This window comes from Tessaracoccus yangjingae (assembly GCF_055326235.1).
This window is the reverse complement of sequence record NZ_JBUZNN010000004.1, coordinates 195,009-215,969: the sequence shown is the minus strand read 5'-3', so window position 1 is coordinate 215,969 and position 20,961 is coordinate 195,009. Positions and strand designations below refer to the sequence as shown.

General features: G+C 71.2%; 21 protein-coding genes. 12 read left to right on the top strand and 9 right to left on the bottom strand.

Annotated elements, in window-relative coordinates; translation table 11 throughout:
• The first annotated feature begins 30 nt into the window (after window positions 1–30).
• A complete protein-coding gene (locus ACZK5D_RS08160) occupies window positions 31–1,458 on the top strand; it encodes a phosphoglucomutase/phosphomannomutase family protein (RefSeq protein WP_463664911.1) in 1,428 nt (475 codons plus the stop codon).
• A gap of 33 nt (window positions 1,459–1,491) precedes the next feature.
• Here ACZK5D_RS08160 and ACZK5D_RS08155 read toward each other — a convergent pair whose 3' ends face one another.
• Genes ACZK5D_RS08155 through ACZK5D_RS08135 form a run of 5 tightly spaced genes read right to left on the bottom strand, consistent with a single transcriptional unit; the run spans window position 1,492 to window position 6,695 of the window.
• Window positions 1,492–3,459 (bottom strand): alpha-glucosidase, encoded by a 1,968-nt coding sequence (locus tag ACZK5D_RS08155; RefSeq protein WP_463664910.1) that lies wholly within the window; start codon window positions 3,457–3,459, stop codon window positions 1,492–1,494.
• Window positions 3,437–4,801 carry a glycoside-pentoside-hexuronide (GPH):cation symporter gene (locus ACZK5D_RS08150; RefSeq protein ID WP_463664909.1) on the bottom strand — a complete coding sequence of 455 codons (1,365 nt, stop codon included), beginning with the start codon at window positions 4,799–4,801 and terminating at the stop codon, window positions 3,437–3,439. The genes ACZK5D_RS08155 and ACZK5D_RS08150 overlap by 23 nt, the downstream gene beginning before the upstream one ends.
• Window positions 4,802–4,826: 25 nt before the next feature.
• Window positions 4,827–5,618 carry a putative RNA methyltransferase gene (locus ACZK5D_RS08145; protein WP_463664908.1) on the bottom strand — a complete coding sequence of 264 codons (792 nt, stop codon included), beginning with the start codon at window positions 5,616–5,618 and terminating at the stop codon, window positions 4,827–4,829.
• Window positions 5,615–6,367, bottom strand: coding sequence for an SURF1 family cytochrome oxidase biogenesis protein (locus tag ACZK5D_RS08140; RefSeq protein ID WP_463664907.1), 753 nt, complete (start codon window positions 6,365–6,367; stop codon window positions 5,615–5,617). The genes ACZK5D_RS08145 and ACZK5D_RS08140 overlap by 4 nt, the downstream gene beginning before the upstream one ends.
• Window positions 6,368–6,374: 7 nt before the next feature.
• Window positions 6,375–6,695: a DUF3099 domain-containing protein gene (locus tag ACZK5D_RS08135; RefSeq protein ID WP_458994274.1), complete on the bottom strand. Its 321-nt coding sequence runs from the start codon at window positions 6,693–6,695 to the stop codon at window positions 6,375–6,377.
• A gap of 68 nt (window positions 6,696–6,763) precedes the next feature.
• Between ACZK5D_RS08135 and ACZK5D_RS08130 the strand changes: the two genes are divergently transcribed.
• From ACZK5D_RS08130 to ACZK5D_RS08110, 5 genes are all read left to right on the top strand, one after another.
• Complete coding sequence (locus ACZK5D_RS08130; RefSeq protein WP_463664906.1) at window positions 6,764–7,474, top strand: beta-ketoacyl-ACP reductase; 711 nt, start codon at window positions 6,764–6,766, stop codon at window positions 7,472–7,474.
• Window positions 7,475–7,488: 14 nt separating this feature from the next.
• On the top strand, window positions 7,489–8,262 hold the full coding sequence (gene fabI, locus ACZK5D_RS08125; RefSeq protein ID WP_458994272.1) for an enoyl-ACP reductase FabI: 774 nt from the start codon (window positions 7,489–7,491) through the stop codon (window positions 8,260–8,262).
• Between the two features lie 475 nt (window positions 8,263–8,737).
• Window positions 8,738–9,523 (top strand): ABC transporter ATP-binding protein, encoded by a 786-nt coding sequence (locus tag ACZK5D_RS08120; RefSeq protein WP_458994271.1) that lies wholly within the window; start codon window positions 8,738–8,740, stop codon window positions 9,521–9,523.
• A 59-nt stretch (window positions 9,524–9,582) separates the two neighbouring features.
• Window positions 9,583–9,996: an NfeD family protein gene (locus ACZK5D_RS08115; protein ID WP_458996555.1), complete on the top strand. Its 414-nt coding sequence runs from the start codon at window positions 9,583–9,585 to the stop codon at window positions 9,994–9,996.
• Window positions 9,997–10,057: 61 nt separating this feature from the next.
• Complete coding sequence (locus tag ACZK5D_RS08110; RefSeq protein WP_458996554.1) at window positions 10,058–11,245, top strand: SPFH domain-containing protein; 1,188 nt, start codon at window positions 10,058–10,060, stop codon at window positions 11,243–11,245.
• Here ACZK5D_RS08110 and ACZK5D_RS08105 read toward each other — a convergent pair.
• Both ACZK5D_RS08105 and ACZK5D_RS08100 read right to left on the bottom strand, forming a co-directional pair.
• Entirely contained in the window at window positions 11,236–12,192 is a 957-nt protein-coding gene (locus tag ACZK5D_RS08105) for a bile acid:sodium symporter family protein (protein WP_458994270.1), read from the bottom strand. The two genes, ACZK5D_RS08110 and ACZK5D_RS08105, sit on opposite strands and share 10 nt — an antisense overlap.
• Window positions 12,189–13,910, bottom strand: a complete 1,722-nt coding sequence (locus ACZK5D_RS08100; protein ID WP_458994269.1) for a bifunctional chorismate-binding protein/class IV aminotransferase — start codon at window positions 13,908–13,910, stop codon at window positions 12,189–12,191. The genes ACZK5D_RS08105 and ACZK5D_RS08100 overlap by 4 nt, the downstream gene beginning before the upstream one ends.
• A gap of 55 nt (window positions 13,911–13,965) precedes the next feature.
• Here ACZK5D_RS08100 and ACZK5D_RS08095 point away from each other — a divergent pair, with 55 nt between their 5' ends.
• From ACZK5D_RS08095 to ACZK5D_RS08085, 3 genes are read left to right on the top strand one after another with little or no spacing between them, the layout of a single operon-like run.
• On the top strand, window positions 13,966–14,745 hold the full coding sequence (locus tag ACZK5D_RS08095) for a TrmH family RNA methyltransferase (protein ID WP_458994268.1): 780 nt from the start codon (window positions 13,966–13,968) through the stop codon (window positions 14,743–14,745).
• Window positions 14,746–14,757: 12 nt separating this feature from the next.
• Window positions 14,758–15,240, top strand: a complete 483-nt coding sequence (locus ACZK5D_RS08090; RefSeq protein WP_458994267.1) for a substrate-binding periplasmic protein — start codon at window positions 14,758–14,760, stop codon at window positions 15,238–15,240.
• Complete coding sequence (locus tag ACZK5D_RS08085) at window positions 15,237–16,214, top strand: cation diffusion facilitator family transporter (protein WP_458994266.1); 978 nt, start codon at window positions 15,237–15,239, stop codon at window positions 16,212–16,214. The genes ACZK5D_RS08090 and ACZK5D_RS08085 overlap by 4 nt, the downstream gene beginning before the upstream one ends.
• A 48-nt stretch (window positions 16,215–16,262) precedes the next feature.
• On the opposite strand, the gene def is transcribed toward ACZK5D_RS08085, so the two are convergent.
• Window positions 16,263–16,886 (bottom strand): peptide deformylase, encoded by a 624-nt coding sequence (def, locus tag ACZK5D_RS08080; protein ID WP_458994265.1) that lies wholly within the window; start codon window positions 16,884–16,886, stop codon window positions 16,263–16,265.
• A 101-nt stretch (window positions 16,887–16,987) separates the two neighbouring features.
• On the opposite strand from def, the gene ACZK5D_RS08075 reads away from it, so the two are divergent.
• Entirely contained in the window at window positions 16,988–17,893 is a 906-nt protein-coding gene (locus ACZK5D_RS08075; protein WP_458994264.1) for a tyrosine recombinase XerC, read from the top strand.
• Window positions 17,894–17,913: 20 nt separating this feature from the next.
• Here ACZK5D_RS08075 and ACZK5D_RS08070 read toward each other — a convergent pair whose 3' ends face one another.
• A complete protein-coding gene (locus tag ACZK5D_RS08070; protein WP_458994263.1) occupies window positions 17,914–18,813 on the bottom strand; it encodes a M23 family metallopeptidase in 900 nt (299 codons plus the stop codon).
• Window positions 18,814–19,106: 293 nt separating this feature from the next.
• Between ACZK5D_RS08070 and rpsB the strand changes: the two genes are divergently transcribed.
• The gene (rpsB, locus tag ACZK5D_RS08065; protein ID WP_458994262.1) at window positions 19,107–20,021 is read left to right on the top strand and encodes a 30S ribosomal protein S2; all 915 of its coding nucleotides are present in this window, start codon (window positions 19,107–19,109) and stop codon (window positions 20,019–20,021) included.
• 30 nt (window positions 20,022–20,051) lie between these two features.
• The gene (tsf, locus tag ACZK5D_RS08060; protein WP_458994261.1) at window positions 20,052–20,861 is read left to right on the top strand and encodes a translation elongation factor Ts; all 810 of its coding nucleotides are present in this window, start codon (window positions 20,052–20,054) and stop codon (window positions 20,859–20,861) included.
• The last annotated feature ends 100 nt before the right edge of the window (window positions 20,862–20,961 follow it).

Genomic DNA, 20,961 nt, shown 5'->3' with positions numbered 1-20,961 from the left:
CGCCCCGCGCCGTGTGGCTACGGTTGAACCGTGGCGAGGATCAGGTTTGGTACCGGAGGCTGGCGGGCGATCATCGGCGACGAGTTCACCCGCGCCAACGTCAGGCTGCTCTCCGCGGCCCTGGCGGAGCGGATGATCGACGAGGGCGTGGCGGGCGAGGGGATCGTGATCGGCCACGACCGCCGGTTCCTGTCCGATGTCGCGGCTGAGTGGGCAGCCGAGGTGTTCGCCGGTCACGGCATCCCCACCGCCGTGATCAAGGTGGCGCAGGCGCCCACCCCGATGATCATGTGGACGGTCAAGGACCAGAACCGCCCCTACGGCCTGGCCGTCACCGCCTCCCACAACCCCGCGCTCTACAACGGCGTCAAGGTGTTCACCCGCGGCGGCCGGGACGCTGACGAGGCCGTCACCGCCGACCTCGAGGCCCGCATGGAGGCGCTCGAGGGGGAGCGGGAGGCGGGGATCGCGTCGATCGCCTACCCGAAGGCCGCGGCGAGCGGCGCCGTCGAGGAGATCAACACCTTCAACGGCTACATCGACTCGATCATCGCGCAGGTGGACATGGACGCCATCCGGGAGGCGCGGCTCAAGATCGCCCTGGACCCGATGTTCGGGGTGTCCAAGACTTCGCTGCAGACCATCCTCATGACCGCCCGCGTGGACGTCGAGGTGATCAACGACCGCCACGACACGCTGTTCGGCGGCCGGCTGCCGTCGCCCACCTCGCACACTCTGCAGGCTCTGGCACGCTACGTGGTGGACCACCACTGCGACCTGGGGATCGCCACCGACGGCGACGCCGACCGGATCGGCATCATCGACGACACGGGGGCCTTCCTGCACCCCAACCAGCTGCTGGTGATCCTCTACTACTACCTGCTCAAGTACAAGGGGTGGACGGGGCCGGTGGTGCGCAACGTGGCCACCACCTCGCTGCTCGACGACGTGGCCGAGCGGTTCGGCGAGACCTGCTACGAGGTGCCCGTGGGGTTCAAGTGGGTGTCGGGCAAGATGCTGGAGACGGGCGCCATCATCGGGGGCGAGTCCTCCGGCGGCCTGACGGTGCGGGGCCACATCGCGGGCAAGGACGGCATCTACGCCGCCGCGCTGCTGGTGGAGATGATGGCCGTGGTGGGCAAGCCGATGAGCGAGATCTACGCCGAGATCACCGGCCAGTTCCCGCCCCACTACATGGCGGAGATGGACTTCGCGTTCGACCCGGACCGCAAGCCGGAGATCCTGCGCACCCTCCTGGAGGACCGCGACATCCCCACCTTCACGGAGCCGGTGACCGGCACGTCGTACCTCGACGGATGCAAGGTGCTGTTCGAGGACGGCTGGATCATCGCCAGATTCTCCGGCACGGAACCCCTGCTGCGCATCTTCTGCGAGCTGCCCGATCAGCGCCGGGCGGAGCGGGCGTGCGAGGAGTTCAGGGCGTTCCTGCGCCTGTGACGGGGCCCTCGGGGAACCCCGGGCCGCGGCCGTTCAGAGGACGCGGCTGACCGTCGCCTCCCACGGCTCCATGACCGGGCGTCGTGGGCCCCCCATGACAGGCACGATCCGCCCGCCGACGTGCGGCCGCTTGCGCTGCTTCGAGGACGTGTTGCACTCGATCAGGAACACCTCGCCCGCCAGCTTGCGGTAGAACGCGAAGTAGAACTTGTGGTGCGGGTGGACCCACTGCAGGGCCCCGATGGTGAGCGCCCTGTGCGAGCGGCGCAGCTGGATCAGCGCCTTGTGCCATGAGTAGACCGAGTCCGGGTCCGCCACCTGCTCCTCGGCCGAGAAGCCGGGCTCGCGGTCGGTGCCCACCAGCCATGCCGTGCCTTCGGTGAAGCCGCCCTCGGGTGTCCAGCGCAGGGGGACCCGGGAGTGGTCCCGCGAGCCGGCCAGGATCTGTCCCCAGGCCGCCTCCGGCGTCATGCCGCGGCCGAGGAGGGCGTCGTGGCGGTTGATCGACTCGACGTCGCGCAGTTCGTCGACGCCCTCGAACGACTGGTTGATGGCGGCCAGCTCCTGGCCCTGGAACAGGAAGGGCGTGCCCCGCATCGTGAGCTGGATGGTGGCCAGCATCTTCCCGATCGCGGTGCGGACCGCGGGGTCCTTCTCCAGGCCCATCCCGAACTTGCTGAGCATCCGCGGGTTGTCGTGGTTGTCCAGGAACACCGCGATCCAGTCGTTGGGCGCCAGGTGCGAGTGGTAGGCCCGGTAGAACCGCTTGAGGTAGTAGAGCTGGTAGCGGTAGCTGTCCCAGCGGACGTGGCCGGGGTTGTCGAGCACGTCGAAGTTGAAGATGAGGTCCATCTCGCCCCGGCCGTAGCCGCTCAGCAGCCGGCCCAGCTCCATCCCGATGCCGGGGGTCTCACCCACCATCACCCCGATCATGTCCGGGGGGAGGGGCTCGGCCAGGGTGCCGTCCGGGCGGCGGCGACGGGGGGTCGAGACCGGCTGCTCCCGCCTGGTGAAACCGTCGCGCCGCAGGCCGCGCAGGAACTCGTGGAGGCGGGGGCCGTAGAAGTAGTGCTCCACCCCGACGAACTCCAGCAGCTTCCCGATGAACGGGTGACCGTCGGGGAGGCCCTGCTCCTTGGAGATGTAGTTGATCACGTCCAGCCGGAAGCCGTCGATGCCGCGCTGCATCCAGTACCGCACGATGTCGGCCACCTCGTCGCGGACGTCCTGGTTGTCCCAGTTGAGGTCCACCTGACCGTCGGCGAAGAGGTGCAGCACCCACCGCTCCGCCTCCGGCACCCAGGTCCACGCCGATCCGGAGAAGAAGGAGGTCCAGTTGTTGGGCGGGGTCTCCGGGTCCCCCTCCACCATGAAGTAGTACCCGCCGTACCGGCCCGTCGGATCCGCCACCGCCTTCTGGAACCATTCGTGCTCGGCCGAGGTGTGGTTGACCACCAGGTCGAGGATCAGCCGCATGCCCCGCTCGTGGCAGGCCGCGATCAGCTCGTCGACGTCGGCGAGGGTGCCCATCTCCTCGTTGATGTCGCGGTAGTCGCTGACGTCGTAGCCCATGTCCTCGTTGGGCGACTTGAAGATGGGGGAGAGCCACACGCAGTCCACCCCGAGGTCCCCCAGGTAGTCCAGCTTGCCGATGATGCCCCGGATGTCGCCCACGCCGCTGCCCGAGGAGTCCGCGAAGGAGCGCGGGTAGACCTGGTAGAAGACCGCCTCGCGCCACCACGGGGTGGGGTGCGGGGCGCGGCCGTTCAGTGGACGGTCGTGCTCGGAGTTGACGAGGTCGAGGATGACATCGAGCATGCCGGGGCCCGTGATCGGCTCCACAAGGCCCTCGAGCCACTCCAGCTTCATCCACGCGACGGTGTGGACGAGCCGCCTGGGCAGGCCCGTCTGGAGCAGGAGTTTGTCGATGATGTCGCGGCCCACCGGGTGGCGGTACAACTGCCGCACGGTGTGGGACTTAGTGATGTGCTTCGTCGACACGAGCGTTCCTCTCCGCCAGGTCTGCCACGACGGTGCCGTAGAACTCCTCGTCCAGACGGTACCTGGCGCGCAGGATCACGTAGCTGACGATGATCAGCGCCATCGGCAGCCCCAGCATGGCCACCCTGAGGATGCCGAGACCTGCCTCGGTGACGTCGTCGGGGGTGCGGGCCACGTCGATCCCGGACCAGATCAGGGTGATCCCCACCACGCCGCTGGCGATGGCGTTGCTCAGCTTGTAGATGAACGGCTGGAGCGAGAACGTCACGGACTCGTTTCGGCGCCCGAGCTTCCACTCGCCGTACTCGACGGAGTCCGCGATGAACATCACCATGAGGAGCTGGATGGCGCCCTGGCCGGCGAACAGCAGCACGCCCGCGATGCCGACGACCAGCAGGTTGGTGCCCGAGGCCAGGAACACCGCGTACCCGGCGACGCACATCACGGTGGCCAGCAGGTGGATCCGGGAGCGGCGCAGCACCTTGGACACCAGCGGGAACAACGCCAGGGCGCCGATCTGGGACACGCCGAGGATGGCCGCGAAGACGGGGTAGGCGCCCTCGTCGCGGAAGTAGTACTTGAAGTAGTACAGCCCGAAGGACGTGGTGGTGATGTAGCCGGCCATGAACGCCACCATGGCGAGGGTCACCCAGAGCAGCTGGTCGTTGCGGGCGATGACGGAGAACAGCTCCTTCAGCGGGGTGCTCTCCCGGTGCCCCGCCACCCGCTCCCTGGTGAAGATCAGCGTGAGCGACTGGAAGGCCAGCATGACGACCACCAGGGCGACCGCGAGAGCGAACCAGGCGGCGCGGGCGTCGCCCATGAGGTCGGTCAGCCAGGCCGTGACGGGCACGAGCGCCACCACGATCGCGAAGAGGCCGATGTTGGCGCAGATCCTCGCCACCACGCCGATCTTCTCGCGCTCCTTCTGCTCCTGCGTCAGCGACGGCAGCATCGACCAGTAGGCGATGTCGTTGATGGTGTAGGAGACCTCGTAGACGATGTAGACGGCGGTGAAGAGCACGATGTAGCCCCAGCCGTCGACGCCGAGGTCGGCGAACATCAGCATGCTCGCCGCGCCCCAGAGGACGGCGCCCACCAGGATCCACGGCTTGAACTTGCCCCACCGGCTCCTGGTGTTGTCCACCACCACGCCCATGATCGGGTCGTTGACGGCGTCGAAGACGCGCATCACCACGAGGATCACCGTGACCGCGGCCAGCTGCGGGCCCGAGACGTCGAGGACCTCGGTGAGGTAGAACATCAGGTACAGCGACACCAGCGCCGCGAGCATGTCGCGGCCGAGGGTGCCGAGTCCGAAGCCCCACCGGGTCGAGGTCATGCCGTCAGCGTAGATCGTGGACCGGTCACCCCGGGCGCACCAGGGTGAGGATGTCGACGGCCATCGTGGCGGACGCGGCGGCCGTGCCGGAGCGCTCGCCGTGGAAGGCGTTGGGGCCCATCCCGATGACGTCCGCCACCTCCTCGGCGGTCAGCTCCAGGCGCCGCTCCACCGTGTCGGACGCGGCCACACGCCAGCCCGTCAGCGACGCGAGGAGGGCGTCGGCCTTGTCCGGGGCGACCTCGAGGAGGCCGTAGCCGGCGCGCAGTTCGGCCAGATGTCCGGCATGGGGGACGACGACGACGAGGCGGCCGCCGGGGGTCAGGATCCGGGCGAACTCCGCCGGATTGCGCGGCGCGAAGACGCACAGCAGGGCGTCGGCGGCGCCGTCGGCGACGGGGAGCCCCGCCCAGGTGTCGGCGACGATGGAGGCCGCGCGCGGGTGTGCCCGGGCGGCGCGCCTCGCCGCCGCCGTCGAGACATCGGTCGCCAGACCCTCGGCGGCCGGGTGCGCGTCCAGGGCCCGGGCCAGGTAGTAGCCCGTGCCCGCCCCCACCTCGACGATGCGGCGCGCGTCTCCGACGGCGGCGGCCACCGCGTCGGCGACGGGGGAGTAGTGGCCGGCGGCCAGGAACCGGTCCCGCGCGTCGAGCATCGCCGGGGTGTCCGCGTTGGCCGGGGCCGCCCGGCCGAGGAGGTTGACGTACCCCTGGCGGGCCACGTCGAAGGCGTGGCCCGAGGGGCACCGCAGGGCTCGGGCGTCGCGGTGGAGTGGGGCCCCGCAGTGCGGGCAGCGGAGCCAGTCGAGGCCGCTCACGGACTCTCGACGGATTCCCGCGCCGACGCCTCCCGATCCTTCTTCCGGTCGCGGAGATCCGCCCGCACCAGGACCACCATGCCCACCACGCCGATGAGCGTGAAGGCGAACCACTGCAGCGCGTAGCTGAGGTGCGGGCCCTCGTCGAGCGACGGGGCCGCGAGCGGGCGCAGGACATCGGTCTCGGCCGGTGTCGACTCCAGCAGCGCGACGTAGCCGTCGACGAGGTCCTTGCCGAGGGCCGCCCCCAGCGCCTCCGAGCTGATCAACCGGATCTGGTTCTCGTGGGGGGTCATCGCCCCCTCGTCGCCCCGGTCGTTGCGGCGGACGTACCCGGTCACGGTGACCTCGCCCGCGGGCGGCGCGGGCAGCGCGCCGTCGGGATAACCGGGCTGCCGGACCAGGAATCCGCGGTTGACCAGCAGGAAGTCGCCCTCCGTGGTCTCGAGCACCGCCACCGCCTCGCTGCCGTAGGCGCCATCCAGCGAGCGGTAGCGCACCTGGAACTGGTCCGCGGTGTAGGTGCCCGTGGCGGTGACCCGGTACCACTGGTCCTGGTCTCCGACGGGGCCGGTCATCACGTCCCGGTAGGGCGCCACGGGCAGGTCGCGGTGCGCCTCCACCGTGGCGTTGGTCTCGCGCCGCTCGTCGAGGCGCCGCAACTGCCACTGGCCCAGCATCACGAACACCGTGGCCAGGATGGCCGCGAACACGCCCATCGCGATCCACCGCTTGACCTGCCTGCTCACCTGCCGGTCACCTCTCGTCCTCCTCAATGGTGCCCTGCACCACCTCGCCCCCGGTGATGGCGGCGCGGGGGGTACCCGGCTCCTCGGCGGGCACCACAGGCGGCGGGCGGTGGTCCGCGTTGTTGGCGAAGAGCACCGCGAACGCCGGGAGCAACACCGCCGCGCCCAGCGCCACGAGCTTCCACCACCCCGGAACCACCAGGAACAGCAGGAAACACGCGGTGCGCACGCCCATCGTGATGAGGTAGCGCCGCTGGCGCTCCTCGAGGTCCAGGGTGCGGCCGCGGCCGGCGCTCGTGATGAGCGTCGAGTCGTCTCCCTTGGCCATGCCAGCCAGCATAGTCCGGCCCTGTCGGCGACCCCTCGACTCGGGGGGCCGTGCGGTAAGTTGCTCCCGTGGTTGAATCAAGAGTCGTCCTCGTCACCGGAGGATCCAAGGGCATCGGGCGCGCGATCGCCGAGGCATTCCGCGACGCCGGGTACCGCGTCGCCGCTACCTACCGGTCCGGGGGGGTGCCCGAGGGCGTCCTCGGCGTCCCGTGCGACATCACGGACCAGGGGCAGGTGGACCAGGCGTTCGCGCAGGTGGAGGCCGAGTTGGGCCCCGTCGAGATCCTCATCGCCAACGCCGGCGTCACGAAGGACACCCTGCTGATGCGGATGTCCGACGACGACTGGCAGTCGGTCATCGACACCAACCTCACCGGCACCTTCCGCGTCGTCCGCCGGGCCAGCCGCGCCATGATGCGCAGCCGCTTCGGCCGGATCATCCTCATCTCGTCCGTGGTCGGCCTCCTCGGCTCCCCCGGACAGATCAACTACTCGTCGTCCAAGTCGGCACTCGTGGGCATGGCGCGCAGCCTCACCCGCGAGATCGGCTCGCGCAACGTGACCACCAACGTCATCGCGCCCGGGTTCATCGAGACCGACATGACCGCCGTCCTGCCGGATGAGACCATCGCGGATTACACGAAGCGGATCCCCGCCGGCCGGCTCGGCAGCGTCGACGACGTGGCCCAGGCCGCACTGTTCCTGGCCGGCGAGCACGCCGGCTACATCTCCGGCGCCGTCATCCCCGTTGACGGCGGCCTCGGCATGGGTCACTGAGAAAGGACCTGACGATGGGTCTCCTTGAAGGCAAGAACATCCTGGTCACCGGAGTGACCATGCGCACCTCCATCGCCTACGCGGTCGCGGAGATCGCCCAGCGCGAGGGCGCCACCGTCGTGGTCTCGGCGGCCGGGCGCGCCATCGGCCCGGCTCAGCGGGCCATCTCCAAGCTGGAGCCCGTGCCGCCGCTCATCGAGCTGGACATCACCAACGAGGAGCACCTCGCGGCGCTGCCCGGCGTGCTGGCCGAGCACTTCGACGGCGGCCTGGACGGCATCGTGCACTCGATCGCCTACGCCCACCCCGAGAAGGCGCTGGGCGGGGCGTTCCTCACCACGGACTGGGAGACCGTCGGGGCCGCCCTGCACATCTCCGCCTACTCGCTGCAGTCGCTGACCATGGCCTGCAAGCCCATGCTCAATCGCGGCGCCAGCGTGGTGGGTCTCACGTTCGACGCCCGCGTCAGCTGGCCCACCTACGACTGGATGGGCGTGGCGAAGGCGGCGCTGGAGTCCACGTCGCGCTACCTGGCCCGGTACCTCGGACCCGACGGCATCCGCTGCAACCTGGTGGCCGCAGGGCCCCTGGACACAGTCGCGAAGAAGGCCATTCCGGGAGCGTCGTCCTTCAACGACACCTGGTCGACGCGCTCGCCCCTGCCTTGGGACACCTCCGACGCGGTGCCGTCCGCGAAGGCGGTCGTGGCGCTGCTGAGCGACTGGTTCCCCTCCACCACGGGCGAGATGATCCACGTCGACGGCGGGCTGCACTCCACCGGAGCCTGACGCCTGCTGGTGTGAGGCCGAGGCCGCGTTTCCCTTCCCAGAAGTGTGGTCGGGTCTGCGCTGACCGGTGGGGGCCGGGCCGCCCATGCTTCCGGCGGCGGCGCTCCGCGCTGCGCGCCGTCAGCAACGCCCACCCAACCTGCCCCGGCCCCCACCGGCCAACGCCTGCTTCAGCCGGCGACACGCTGGGGCCAGCGTCAGCGTCGCGATAGGCGCCCTCCCGCGCCCCTCCTCAGCCAAACTTGCCCCGACCCCCACCGGCCAACGCCTGCTTCAACCGGCGACCCGCTGGGGTCAGCGTGAGCGTCGCGATAGGCGCCCTCCCGCGCCCCTCCTCAGCCGAACCTGCCCTGGCCCCGGCCAACGCCTGCTTCAACCGGCGATTCGCTGGGGTCGTCGTCAGGGGCCGGTGATCCCCGCATACTCAGGCCCGGCACCCCGCGCGGGGGAGTCGGAGTCCGGTAGGTTGGGTGGCATGGCAGCGGTGGCGGAACTTGCGGGCGTGACGATCAGACGTGGCGAGGCCACCCTCCTCGACGACATCAGCCTCGTCATCGGGGAGTCGGAGCGCTGGGTGGTCATCGGGCCCAACGGCGCCGGCAAGACAACCCTGCTGCAACTCCTCTCGGCCCAGATGTATCCGAGCGACGGCATCGTCGGGCTCCTCGGGGACGTGGTGGGCACCGTCGACGTCTTCGAGCTCCGGCCCCGCATCGGCCTCACCTCCTCAGCGCTCGCCGACCGCATCCCCGGCGCTGAGCGGGTGGAGGACGTGGTCCTCTCCGCCGCCTACGCCATCGTCGGGCGGTGGCGCGAGGAGTACGACGTCTACGACTTAGCCCAGGCGGACCGGCTGCTCGACTCGCTGCGCGTCGCCCACCTGCGCGAGCGCACGTTCGGCACCCTCAGCGAGGGCGAACGCAAGCGCGTCCAGATCGCCCGCGCCCTCATGACGGACCCCGAGCTGCTCCTGCTCGACGAGCCCGCCGGCGGACTGGACCTGGCGGGCCGCGAGGCGCTGGTGGACACCCTGTCGGACCTCTGCCAGGACCCCGACTCGCCCGCCACTGTCCTGGTCACCCACCACGTCGAGGAGATCCCCCAGGGGATCACCCACTGCCTGCTGCTGCGCGAGGGCCGGATCGTGGCCGAGGGGCCCATCGCCAGCACGCTCACCGACGACAACCTCAGCCGCACCTTCGGCATGCCGCTGACCGTCTCCCACGACGGCGTACGCTGGAGCGCGAGGAGCCGCATGTGAACGACTGGGTCGACTGGATCCGCGCCAACCTCTGGGCGGGTTGGGGGATCCTCGCGGTCATGCTGGCCGCGGCCGAACTCCTCACCATGGACCTGACCCTCCTCATGCTGGCGGCCGGCGCCCTCGCCGGTGGCGTCACGGCCCTCGTGTTCCCCGGCCTCATCTGGCTGCAGATCGTCGTCGCCCTCGTCACGGCCGTCCTCACCCTCTTCGTGCTCCGCCCCACGCTGCTCGAACGGGTCCGCCGGGCCCCGGGCTACCGCTCGTCGCTGGACAAGCTCGTCGGGGCGTCCGGCCGGGCCACGGCCGAGATCACGGCCAGCAGGGGCGCGGTCAAGGTCGAGGGCCAGGTGTGGGAGGCCCGCTCCTACGACCCGTCGGTGACCATCGAAGCCGACGAGGAGGTCGAGGTGTTCGCCCTCGACGGCATCACGCTCATCGTCTATCCCGCCCGTCGTCAGCTCGGAAGCTAGGAGACAACCCATGCCCGACATCGCACTGTGGGTGCTCATCGCACTCGTCGTCCTCATCGTCATGACGCTCGCGGCCACCCTGAAGATCATCCGCCAGCAGCAGGTGGCGCTGGTCGAGCGCCTCGGCAAGTTCCGCCGGACGCTGGAGCCGGGCCCCCACCTGGTGGTCCCATTCTTCGACCAGGTCCGCTACACCCTCGACATGCGTGAGCTCGTCGTGCCCTTCCCGCCGCAGGGCGTGATCACCGAGGACAACCTCATGGTGAGCATCGACTCGGTCATCTACTTCCAGATCGTCGACCCGGTGCGTGCCGCCTACGAGGCGCAGAACTACCGGGCCGCCATCGAGCAGCTCACCATGACCACGCTGCGCAACATCATCGGCGGCATGGACCTCGAGGCCGCGCTCACGTCGCGCGAGGAGATCAACCAGCGGCTGCGCACCGTCCTCGACGAGGCCACCGGCAAGTGGGGCATCAAGGTCAACCGCGTGGAGCTGCGGGCCATCGAGCCGCCGCCCACCATCCGCGACGCGATGGAGAAGGGCGCGCGCGCCGAGCGCGACAAGCGCGCCTCGATCCTCATCGCCGAGGGCCAGCGGCAGTCGCAGATCCTGTCGGCCGGCGGCGACCGCGAGGCCGCCATCCTCCGCGCCCAGGGCGACCGCGAGGCCGCGGTGCTCCGGGCCCAGGCGGACCGGCAGGCCCAGATGCTGCGCGCCGAGGGCGAGGCGCAGGCGATCACGCAGGTGTTCAACGCCATCCACGCGGCCGAGCCGGACCAGGCGCTGCTGGCCTACCAGTACATGCAGATGCTGCCCAAGCTCGCCCGCGGCGACTCGAACAAGGTGTGGATCATTCCCAGCGAACTCAACGACGCGCTGAAGGGCTTGGGCCAGGTCACCAACGCCGAGGAGGTGCGCGACTACGTGTCCAAGGCGGCCCAGAAGTTCGAGGCGCCGGTCATGGTGGACGTGCAGGCCGAGATCGAGGAGCAGGCCGCCCGGGACCGGCAGCGGTCCACCGAGACCGTCGAGCAGGCCATTGCGGACGCGCAGGCGCTGGACGCCGGTCGCGCGGCCTCCAAGCGGGCCCACCGCGCGAGCCAGACCATGGCCCTTCGGGCGGGGATGGAGCAGCCGGCGGTGACCGCGGCCCCCGAGCCTCCGGCCCCCGCGGACGTTCCCCCGCCGGGGACCGCCACGCCGCCCAGCCCGTGGGGTCCGGAGCCGGGGACGCCTCAGGCCTGATCCCGGCGCAGCCGGGTGGCCAGCACCGAGCTGACCAGGAGCTGCGCCTGGTGGAACAGCATCAGCGGGATGACCAGCACCCCGACGGTCGCGCCGGGGAAGAGGACACTCGCCATCGGCACGCCCGTGGCCAGTGACTTCTTCGTGCCGCAGAACATCAGGGCGATCCGGTCCTCGCGCGGGAAGCCCAGCCATCCGCCGACTGCCCACGTGAACCAGAACATGAACGCCAGCAGGCCGAGCGCCAGCGGCACCAGGAGCGCCAGGTCCGCCAGCTGGAGCTGGCGCCACACGCCGGAGTCCCTCAGCTCGGAGAAGGCGCCGTAGACGATGAGCATGATCACCGCCTGGTCGAGGAGCTTCAGCCGGGTCCTGTGCCGGGCCATGAAGCCGGCCGTCACCACGCGGGACAGCTGCCCGAGAACGAAGGGGAGGAGCAGCTGCACCACCACGCCCCACACCTGCCCGAAGCCGATGGACCCCCCGCTGGCGGTGGGGATGAGCGCCATGGCCAGGAGCGGCGTGATCACCACCCCCAGGACGTTGGACGCGGTGGCCGCGACCATCGCCGCCGCGACGTTGCCGCCCGCGAGCGAGGTGAAGGTGATCGACGACTGCACCGTCGACGGAACCAGGCACAGGAAGATGAGGCCCACCCGGATGGGAGCCGAGAGGACGTCGTCGGGGACGGCGAGCAGGGGCAGGGCCAGGAGGGGGAACACCACGAACGTGGTGCCGAGGATGGCCAGGTGCAACTTCCAGTTCTTGAGCCCCGAGCGGGTCTCGGCCGCCGACAGCCTGGCGCCGTAGCCGAAGAACAGCACGAAGATGCCGACGAGGGTCACCAGGTCCAGCACCTCCGCCGGGCGGCCGCTGACGGGGAGGAGCAGACCCAACGCGAGGGTGCCGAGGATGATCACCAGGATGGGGTCGACCTTCAGCTTCACGCGTCCTCCTCGAGGCGCGCCGGGAGGATCCCGCGGAGCGCGTTGGTGACCACGACGGCGTCGGCGCGTCGTAGCTGGTCGACGGTCAGGATCTCCTCGGACACGGTGTCGGCACCGAGCAGGCCGGGCTCCGCCAGCACGGCCGCGCGCTGGACGCCGTCGAGGATGCCGAGCGCGAGCGGAGGCGTGGCCCAGCGGCCGTCCACCAGCGCGAACACCGACGTGCGCCCACCCTCGAGGACCCGCCCCGAGGCGTCGAACCCGATGGTGTCGAAGCAGCCTCGTCCGACGGCGTCGCCGACCGCCTCGTCATAGAGGGCGCGGGCCGACGTCTTGTGCCTGGCCAGCGGCCCCGGGGCCCACGGCGCGGTGGCCAGCCGCACCCGGACCTCTGGGGGGTCCGGGTCGAGCGGCGTCCGTGTCGCGGTGACCTCACCGGCGGGTGTGACGTCCAGTGACAGCCGCCACCGGCCGGCCGGGGTGTCGCGGACGGCGGCCTCGATCACGCCCGCCACGGTCCCGAAGCCGAGCGCCGAGGCGGACGCGTCCAACCTGGCCTGGTGCCTCGCGGCCAGCGGTGCCACCCCGTCGACGACGCGGAGCGTCTCCTTGAGGGTCACCGTCGGCTCGAGCGTGGTCGCGAAGGCGGCCTTGGCCAGGCACTCCTCCCATTCGGCGGCCGCCGTGCTGTCGGCCACCACACCGGAGCCGATCCCCAGGCGCACTCCCGCGTCGTCGCCGATCTCCAGGGTGCGGATGGCGATGCTGAGGCCCATCCGCCAGCCGAGGCTGTCGGCGGCCGGTTCGATGGTGCCGAGGCTGCCTGTGTAGAGCCCGCGGCCGCCGCCCTCGGTCGCACGGATCAGCCGCATGCTCGCCAGCTTCGGGGCCCCGGTGATGGACCCGCACGGGAAGGTGGCGGCGAGCAGGGCCGCCGGGGTGGTGCCGGGGGCCAGGGTGCCGGTGACGGTGCTGGTCATCTGCCACAGGCTTCCCACCCGCTCCACGTCGAACAGCCGCGGCACCGCCACTGTGCCCGGGAGGGCGACGCGGCTGAGATCGTTGCGGAGGAGGTCGACGATCATCAGGTTCTCGGCCCGGTTCTTGGGGTCGAGGCGCAGGGCCTCCGGGTCCGAGTCCGCGGGGGCGGTGCCCTTCATGGGACGGGCAACCACGGTTCCGCCCTCGACCTGCAGGAACAACTCGGGGGAGAGGCTGAGCGTCCACGGCGCCGCGGGAGGGGGCAGGTGGGAGAGGGCGCCGAACGCGACGGGCTGCCTCTGCCTGAGGCGGGCGTAAAGGGCCGATGGCTCCCCGACGAGCCGCGCCGTCACCTCGTGGGTGAAGTTGACCTGGTAGGTGGTGCCGGCGGCGATGGCCTCCTGCAGTTGGGCCACCCGGTCCCGGAAGTGGGGGAGGTCCACGTCGTGGACGACGTCGGCCAGCCAGGCGTGGCGGTCCTCGGGGAGCCAGGCGTCCGCGTCGGTGGCGGTGCGGGACTCGAACCAGTACAAGGCCGCTCGGCCGTCGGCGCAGAGCCCCATGATCGCCTCGCCGAACTCGTACGGCAGCCAGGCGAAGCAGTGGAGACCCTCGTCCCACCCGGCGCGCAGCGCCGCGTCCAGCGAGTCCAGTTGGACCTCGCTCACCCGCCGGAATCCGCTGAGCAGCGTCGAGGCGCCGCTCGCGGCGTCGTCGAGCAGCACGAACGGTTCCATGGCCGCGATGCTATCGGCCATCCGGCGTCGGCGGGATCGGCGGTAGGGTCGCCCCGTGCTGATCGACGTGACCGACCCCGCCGACGGACGGCTCGCCGACTTCGTCGGACTCCGCGACGCGCAGTTGCGGAAGGCCGACGGCGGCCGCTTCATCGCGGAGGGGGTCAAGATCATCGAGCGGGCGTTCGCGGCCGGGTGCCGGCCGAGGTCGCTCCTGCTGCAGCCGCGGTGGCTCGCCGGCGTCCAGCCGCTGCTGGACCGGTGGCCCGACGTGCCGGTCTACGTGGCGACGGAGGCCCTGATCGAGACCGTGAGCGGCTTCCACGTGCACCGCGGGGCGCTGGGCTCGTTCGACAGGCCCCCCGAGGCCCCGTGGGACCGGATCCTGGGCGCACGCCGCGTGATCGTGTGCGAGGACGTGGTGGACCACGCCAACATCGGCGCCATCGTGCGTGTCGCGGCGGGCCTGGGGTGGGACGCCGTCGTGGTGTCGCCGGGCAGCGCGGACCCGCTGTACCGTCGGGCGGTCAAGGCCTCGATGGGCGCGTCGCTGGCGATGCCGTGGCGGAGGATGGACGACGACGCGGACCTGGGCCGCCTGCGCGAGGCCGGCTTCGCCCTGGTGGCCGCCACCCTGTCCCCGTCGGCCGTGGACCTCGCGGCGTTCGTCGCGCCGGAGAAGATTGCCCTCCTGCTCGGCACGGAGGGCCGGGGCCTGAGCGCCGCGTGGCTGGCCGCGGCCGACCGCCACGTGACCATCCCGATGACCTCGGCCGTCGACTCGCTCAACGTGGCCGCGGCCGCCGCGATCCTGGCCTACGCCCTGGCCCCGTGACAGACTGCGACGATGGAACACGTCGTCAGACGGTGTGTCGCCGTCATTCTGGTTCTCCTGCTGGCGGGCTGCGCTGAGCCGGACTTCCCCCGCGATCCGGAGGGGACGCTGATCAGGGCGTCGGGTGGACCCCTGCTGGTGGGCGTCTCGAGTCACCCTCCGCACGTCGACGTGGCCGACGACGGGGCGGTGACCGGCGCCGAGGCCGAGATCGTCGAGGCCTACGCGGAGAGCATCGGCGCCACCGTCGAGTGGAGGGAGGGGGCGGAGAGCGAGCTGATGGAACTGCTCAAGCTCGGCCAGGTCGATCTCGTCATCGGCGGACTTGCCTCGGACTCCCCGTGGTCGACCCATGCCGCGTTCACCCGCCCCTACACGCGGACGGTGGGCCCCGACGGGAAGTCGGAGAAGCTGGTGATCGCCGTGAGGCAGGGGGAGAACGCACTGCTCAGCAACCTCGAACGCTTCCTCATCGCGGAAGGCCACGAGGGATGACCGGGCGTCGCCACTCGGCGCTGCCCCCCGAGCAGTCTGCGCTGCTGCACCGGGCGATCCGCCTCGAATGGGTGTCGCTGCTGGTGATGGTGGCGATCATCGCGGCCGTGGGCGTCACGGCGGGGCAGTCCCAGGCCATGCGCACAGCCTTCGCCGAGGACTCCCTGGCGCTCATCGCCCCCATCGCGTTCCTCATCGGCGTGCGCCGCGCGGCGCTCCCGCGCAGCCCCGAGCACCCGTACGGGCACCACCGCGCCATCGCCGCCGGTCACCTCGTGTCCGCGGTGGCCCTCCTCACCTTCGGCCTGCTGCTCATCTACAACGGCGCCTCGGGGCTGATCTCCGGCGAGCGGCCGCCGATCGGCGTGGTCAACCTCGCGGGGCGCACGATCTGGGCCGGCTGGCTCATGATCGTCGTCATGACGCTCACCGCCGTCCCGCCGGTGATCCTCGGCCGGATGAAGCTCAAGCTGGCCGAGCAACTGCACGACAAGGTGCTGGCGGCCGACGCGGACATGCTCAAGGCCGACTGGCAGACGGGTCTGGCCACCGTCGCCGGCGTGGTCGGAATCGGTTTCGGCCTGTGGTGGGCCGATGCGGTGGCGGCCATGGTGGTGTCGCTGAGCATCGTCAAGGACGGAGTGACCAACCTGCGGCACGCCGTCTCGGCGCTCCTCGACGCGCGGGCCACCCCCATCGACTCCGAGGAGCCGCATCCCGTGATCCAGAAGCTGCGACGGGCCGCGCTGACGACCGGGTGGGTGGCGGAGGCAGAGGTGCGCACCAGGGACCTGGGCCACGTGTTCCACAGCGAAGTGTTCGTCGTGCCGGTGGAGGGGGCGGCGGTCACGGTGGGACAGATCGAGGAGTTGCGGCGACGGTGCCAGGAGGCGGACTGGAAGGCCATCGACACCGTGATCGTGGTCACCGACGAGATCCCCGGCGGCCTCACGCCGCTCCACCCCCAGCACTGAGCCGCGACGCTCCCTGCCGGCGCCGTCGACGCCGCTGGGTTGTGCGGGTCAGCCCTGCACGTGGGGCGCGTCGCCCTGGGCCGTCGGACTGGCATGGGTGGCCTTGGGGGAGACCGGCCAGTCGTCCGGGTAGCGCCAGGCGAGTTCCTGGACCTTCGCATCCAGCTGCCGGCGGGAGCGTGCCGAGAGCCGGTCCCCGAACACGGTGCCGTTGAGGTGGTCCGTCTCGTGTTGCAGGCAGCGGGCCAGCAGCCCTGTGCCCTCCACGACGATCTCGTTACCCCACGGGTCCTGGCCGACGCAGCGCGCCCTGTCCGGGCGCGCCAGGAGGGCGTAGCCCCCGGGGAAGGACAGGCAGCCCTCATCCGCGGCGTCGAGCTGGCGGTCGGGACCCTCAGGGACGGTCACCACCGGGTTGCAGACCGCGCCCACCTGGATCACATCGTCGGCGTCCGGGCATGCGTAGATGAACACCGACACCCCTACGCCCACCTGTGTGGCCGCCAGTCCGACCCCGTCGGAGGCCTGCATGGTGGCGAACATGTCCCTCACGAGGGTGCGGAGCTTCTCGTCGAAGACCGTGACCGGCGCCGTCTGCTCGTGCATGACCGGCGTGCCCCAGCGAGTAATCGGCAACACCGTGCCGCCCTGCGTGAGATCGTCCTGCGTCATGTCCCGTCCTCCGCTCGATCGGACCCTGCTGTCCGGCTGACCAGTATGCCGCACGGGTGTCGTGCGTCGTCTGAGCGGCCCTGGTGCGCCAGACTGGCGGCATGGAGCTTCCCCCCGGGTGGTCCGCGGCCGTGGACGACTACTCGGCGCACCTGCGCGCCGAGCGCGGGCTCTCGCACAACACGGTGCGGGCCTACCGCGCCGACCTGCTGGACCTCGCCGCGTCCGTGGACGTGGATCTCGGGCGGGTCACCCTCACCGGGCTCCGTGGGTGGCTCGCCGGGATGGCCGACGACGGCGCGGCCTCGGCGACCGTGCAGCGGCGCGTGGCCTGCGCGCGGGGTTTCTTCGCCTGGGCGCTGCGCGAGGGGCTGATCCGGGAGGACCCGGCGCTGCGGCTCAGGGCGCCCAAGCGCAGGCAGGCCCTGCCCAGGGTGCCCGCCGTCGGCGCGGTGGCGTTGAGCCTGGCCGGGGCCGAGGCGCGCGCGGGCCAGGAGGACGACCCGCTGGCGCGACGCGATCTCGCTCTGGTCGAGGTGCTGTATTCGAGCGGCCTGCGGGTCTCCGAGGTGTGCGGGCTGCTGCTGCGCGACGTCGACCGGGATCGACGCTCGCTCACGGTCCTGGGCAAGGGCGGCAGGCAACGGACCGTCCCGCTGGGCCTGCCGGCGTTGAGGGCCATCGACGGGTGGCTGGCCGCCCGGCCCCGGGTGGCCGTGGAGGGCAGCCCGGCGACCGTCTTCCTCGGCGCGCGGGGCGGGGCCCTCGACCCGCGCGTGGCCCGACGGGTGGTGCACGCGGTCACGGCCGCCGCCGGGCCGGGGGCCGACGTGGGGCCGCACGGCCTGCGTCACGCCATGGCCACCCACCTGATCGAGGGCGGCGCCGACCTGCGCAGCGTCCAGGAGATGCTGGGCCACGCGTCGGTGGCCACCACGCAGATCTACACCCACGTCACGCCGGAGCGGCTCCGGCAGGCGTTCGGCCAGGCGCATCCCCGCGCCTGACACCGACGCCGCCGCCGGGCTCACGGGAGCGAGAGCGGATCGGTCAGTGAGCCGTCGCGCCAGGCCATCCAGTGCAGGTGGCAGCCGGTGGAGAGCCCCGTGTTCCCGACCCTGCCGATCAGGTCCCCTGCCGCGACCCGTCGGCCTTCCGACACCTCAAGCCTTTGGAGGTGCGTGTAGGCCATCGTCAGGCCCGCCCCGTGGTCGATCCGGACCCGGTAGCCGTAGGCGGCGTGGAACGAGGCGTCCACCACCCGGCCGGCGGCCGGTGAGGTGACGGGCGTGCCGCACGCAGCGGAGATGTCCACCCCGTCGTGCAGCTTGACCACCCCCGTGACCGGGTGGCGCCGCATGCCGAACGGTGAGGACACCGGCCCCGCGACGGGCCGCGGCCCGGCCCCGCCCACCCGGGCCGGGGGAAGCTCGGGCCGGGCCGGGGGCCGCGACCCGGCGGGCAGGAGCCGGATCACCGGGAGCGCCGTGTAGGCCGTGGGATCGAGGTAGGTCTCGCCGTCGGTCAGGCCCCAGTGCAGGCACGCGGACGCCGCGCAGTGACCTGCGGACAGCGAGCCGAGCCGGTCCCCGGCGGAGACCACCTGCCCCGTGACCACCGAGGGGGTCACCGGCTGGTAGGTGGTCCGCCATCCGTTGCCGTGGTCCACGGAGACCGTGCCGGTGCCGGCCACCCTGCCGGCGAAGTACACCCGCCCCGCGGCGGACGCCCGCACCTGCGCCCCCACGCCCCCGGCCAGGTCAACCCCCCGGTGCCCCGCGGCGTAGGGAGAGGCCGGGGCGTCGAACGCGCGCACGATGGGCCCCGACAGCGGCGGATCGAGGACCAGCCCCTGGTCGGCGCCGGCGGGGGAGGTGCCGGCGTGCAGCAGGACGACGAGGCAGATCGAGACCAGGGTGGCGCGCATGCCCCTTTGTCGTCACGCGGCGCCCCGATCTCCCGCGCTCGCCGCGGGCTGTGGACGGCGGCCGTTTTGTCCAGTGTGGGAGGCACTGTCTAGGATGGTCCCCGCAACCTCCGGGTTGACATCGCATGCGCCGCGCGGGGGACCGCCGGTGGCCGAGTGGTCCCGCTGATGCGTCAGCGGGTTCGGCGCCGGGCGCATCAGGCATTGGCCCCACGTCCGGGGCCATCGTAACCACCGTGAGCTCAGCTCACCGAAGTCAGGCGGGGCCGTGCCCCGCCGCGGAAGGACCGGCCATGGCCGTCGTCACCACTCGCCAACTCCTCGAGTCCGGCGTTCACTTCGGGCACCAGACCCGTCGTTGGAACCCCAAGATGAAGCGGTTCATCTTCACCGAGCGCAACGGCATCTACATCATCGACCTCCAGCTCTCGCTGAGCTACATCGACAAGGCGTACAAGTTCGTCAAGTCGACGGTGGCGCGCGGCGGCCAGGTCCTCTTCGTCGGCACCAAGAAGCAGGCGCAGGAGGCCATCGCCGAGCAGGCCACGCGCGTCGGCATGCCCTACGTCAACCAGCGCTGGCTCGGCGGCATGCTCACCAACTTCCACACGGTGACCAAGCGCATCCAGCGCCTCAAGGAGCTTGAGGGCATGGACTTCACCGACGTCCCCGGCTCCGGGCTGACGAAGAAGGAGCTCCTGCAGCTCGAGCGCGAGAAGATCAAGCTCGACAAGACCCTCGGCGGCATCCGCGACATGGCCCGCACCCCCCAGGCCGTGTGGATCGTGGACACCAAGAAGGAGCACCTCGCCGTCGATGAGGCCCGCAAGCTGCACATCCCCGTCGTCGGCATCCTGGACACCAACTGCGACCCCGACGAGGTCGACTACGCGGTCCCGGGCAACGACGACGCCATACGCTCCGTCGCCCTGCTGACCCGCATCATCGCCGACGCTGTCGCCGACGGCCTCATCGAGCGCTCCTCCGGCCGTGGCGGCGAGCAGGTCCAGGCCGAGCCCATGCCCGACTGGGAGCGCGAGCTCCTCGGCGCCGACGCCCAGGCCGCCCCCGCGGTCGAGGCTGAGGCTCCGGCTGTTGAGGCTGAGGCTCCGGTTGTCGAGGCCGAGGCTCCGGCTGTCGAGGCCGAGGCCCCCGCCGTCGAGGCCGAGGCCCCCGCCGCGGACGCTGACACCACCGACGCCAACTGATCTCACTCAACAAGACGGGAAACACCACTCATGGCAATCACTGCCGCTGATGTGAAGAAGCTCCGCGACGCCACCGGCGCGGGCATGATGGACGCGAAGCGCGCCCTCACCGAGGCCGAGGGCGACTTCGACAAGGCGATCGAGCTGCTGCGCATCTCGGGCCTTGCCAAGGCCGCCAAGCGCGCGGACCGCGAGGCCACCAACGGCATCGTCGCGGGCCGCGACGGCGCCCTCATCCAGTTCGCCTCCGAGACCGACTTCGTCGCGAAGAACGGGGAGTTCGTCAGCCTCGCCGACGACATCCTCGCCGCGGTGATCGCCTCGGGTGCCAAGGACGTGGCCGCCACGAACGAGGCTTCGCTGGCCTCGGGCGCCAAGGTCGCCGACGCCGTGGCCGAGCTCGGCGCGAAGATCGGCGAGAACCTCTCTGTGGTCAACGCCGCCAACTTCGACGGCGCCACCCACCTCTACCTGCACCGCCGCGCGGCTGACCTGCCCCCGCAGGTCGGCGTGCTCGTCGAGTACGAGGGCGACGAGGCGCTGGCGCACCAGGTGGCCATGCAGATCGCCGCCATGTCGCCGCAGTGGGTCACCCGCGACGAGGTTCCCGCCGACGTGGTGGAGAACGAGCGCCGCATCGCCGAGGCTACGGCCAAGGAGGAGGGCAAGCCCGAGGGCGCCATCCCGCGCATCGTCGAGGGCCGCGTCGGCGGCTTCTTCAAGGACGTCGTGCTCGTGGACCAGGCCGCGGTCTGGGAGGACAAGAAGTCGGTGGGCGATGCGCTCAAGGCCGGCGACACCTCCATCGTGCGCTTCGTGCGGTTCGCCGTCGGCGCCTGACCCAGGTCAAGCAGCCCGCTGCACAGTGAAGTAGAGTGACGTGGGGGGGGGGAAGGACGGGGTTGGGGGGGCGGAGGAAAGGGGGCAATAACAAACAAAA

Bases quoted from the DNA above. Each gene is read 5' to 3' on its own strand.
- ACZK5D_RS08150 (WP_463664909.1), bottom strand. From the start codon at position 4,801: ATGACCTCGACCCGGTGGGGCTTCGGACTCGGCACCCTCGGCCGCGAC.
- ACZK5D_RS08135 (WP_458994274.1), bottom strand. From the start codon at position 6,695: ATGGCCAAGGGAGACGACTCGACGCTCATCACGAGCGCCGGCCGCGGC.
- fabI (WP_458994272.1), top strand. From the start codon at position 7,489: ATGGGTCTCCTTGAAGGCAAGAACATCCTGGTCACCGGAGTGACCATG.
- ACZK5D_RS08120 (WP_458994271.1), top strand. From the start codon at position 8,738: ATGGCAGCGGTGGCGGAACTTGCGGGCGTGACGATCAGACGTGGCGAG.
- ACZK5D_RS08115 (WP_458996555.1), top strand. From the start codon at position 9,583: ATGCTGGCCGCGGCCGAACTCCTCACCATGGACCTGACCCTCCTCATG.
- ACZK5D_RS08110 (WP_458996554.1), top strand. From the start codon at position 10,058: ATGACGCTCGCGGCCACCCTGAAGATCATCCGCCAGCAGCAGGTGGCG.
- ACZK5D_RS08100 (WP_458994269.1), bottom strand. From the start codon at position 13,910: ATGGAACCGTTCGTGCTGCTCGACGACGCCGCGAGCGGCGCCTCGACG.
- ACZK5D_RS08090 (WP_458994267.1), top strand. From the start codon at position 14,758: ATGGAACACGTCGTCAGACGGTGTGTCGCCGTCATTCTGGTTCTCCTG.
- ACZK5D_RS08085 (WP_458994266.1), top strand. From the start codon at position 15,237: ATGACCGGGCGTCGCCACTCGGCGCTGCCCCCCGAGCAGTCTGCGCTG.
- def (WP_458994265.1), bottom strand. From the start codon at position 16,886: ATGACGCAGGACGATCTCACGCAGGGCGGCACGGTGTTGCCGATTACT.
- ACZK5D_RS08075 (WP_458994264.1), top strand. From the start codon at position 16,988: ATGGAGCTTCCCCCCGGGTGGTCCGCGGCCGTGGACGACTACTCGGCG.
- ACZK5D_RS08070 (WP_458994263.1), bottom strand. From the start codon at position 18,813: ATGCGCGCCACCCTGGTCTCGATCTGCCTCGTCGTCCTGCTGCACGCC.
- rpsB (WP_458994262.1), top strand. From the start codon at position 19,107: ATGGCCGTCGTCACCACTCGCCAACTCCTCGAGTCCGGCGTTCACTTC.
- tsf (WP_458994261.1), top strand. From the start codon at position 20,052: ATGGCAATCACTGCCGCTGATGTGAAGAAGCTCCGCGACGCCACCGGC.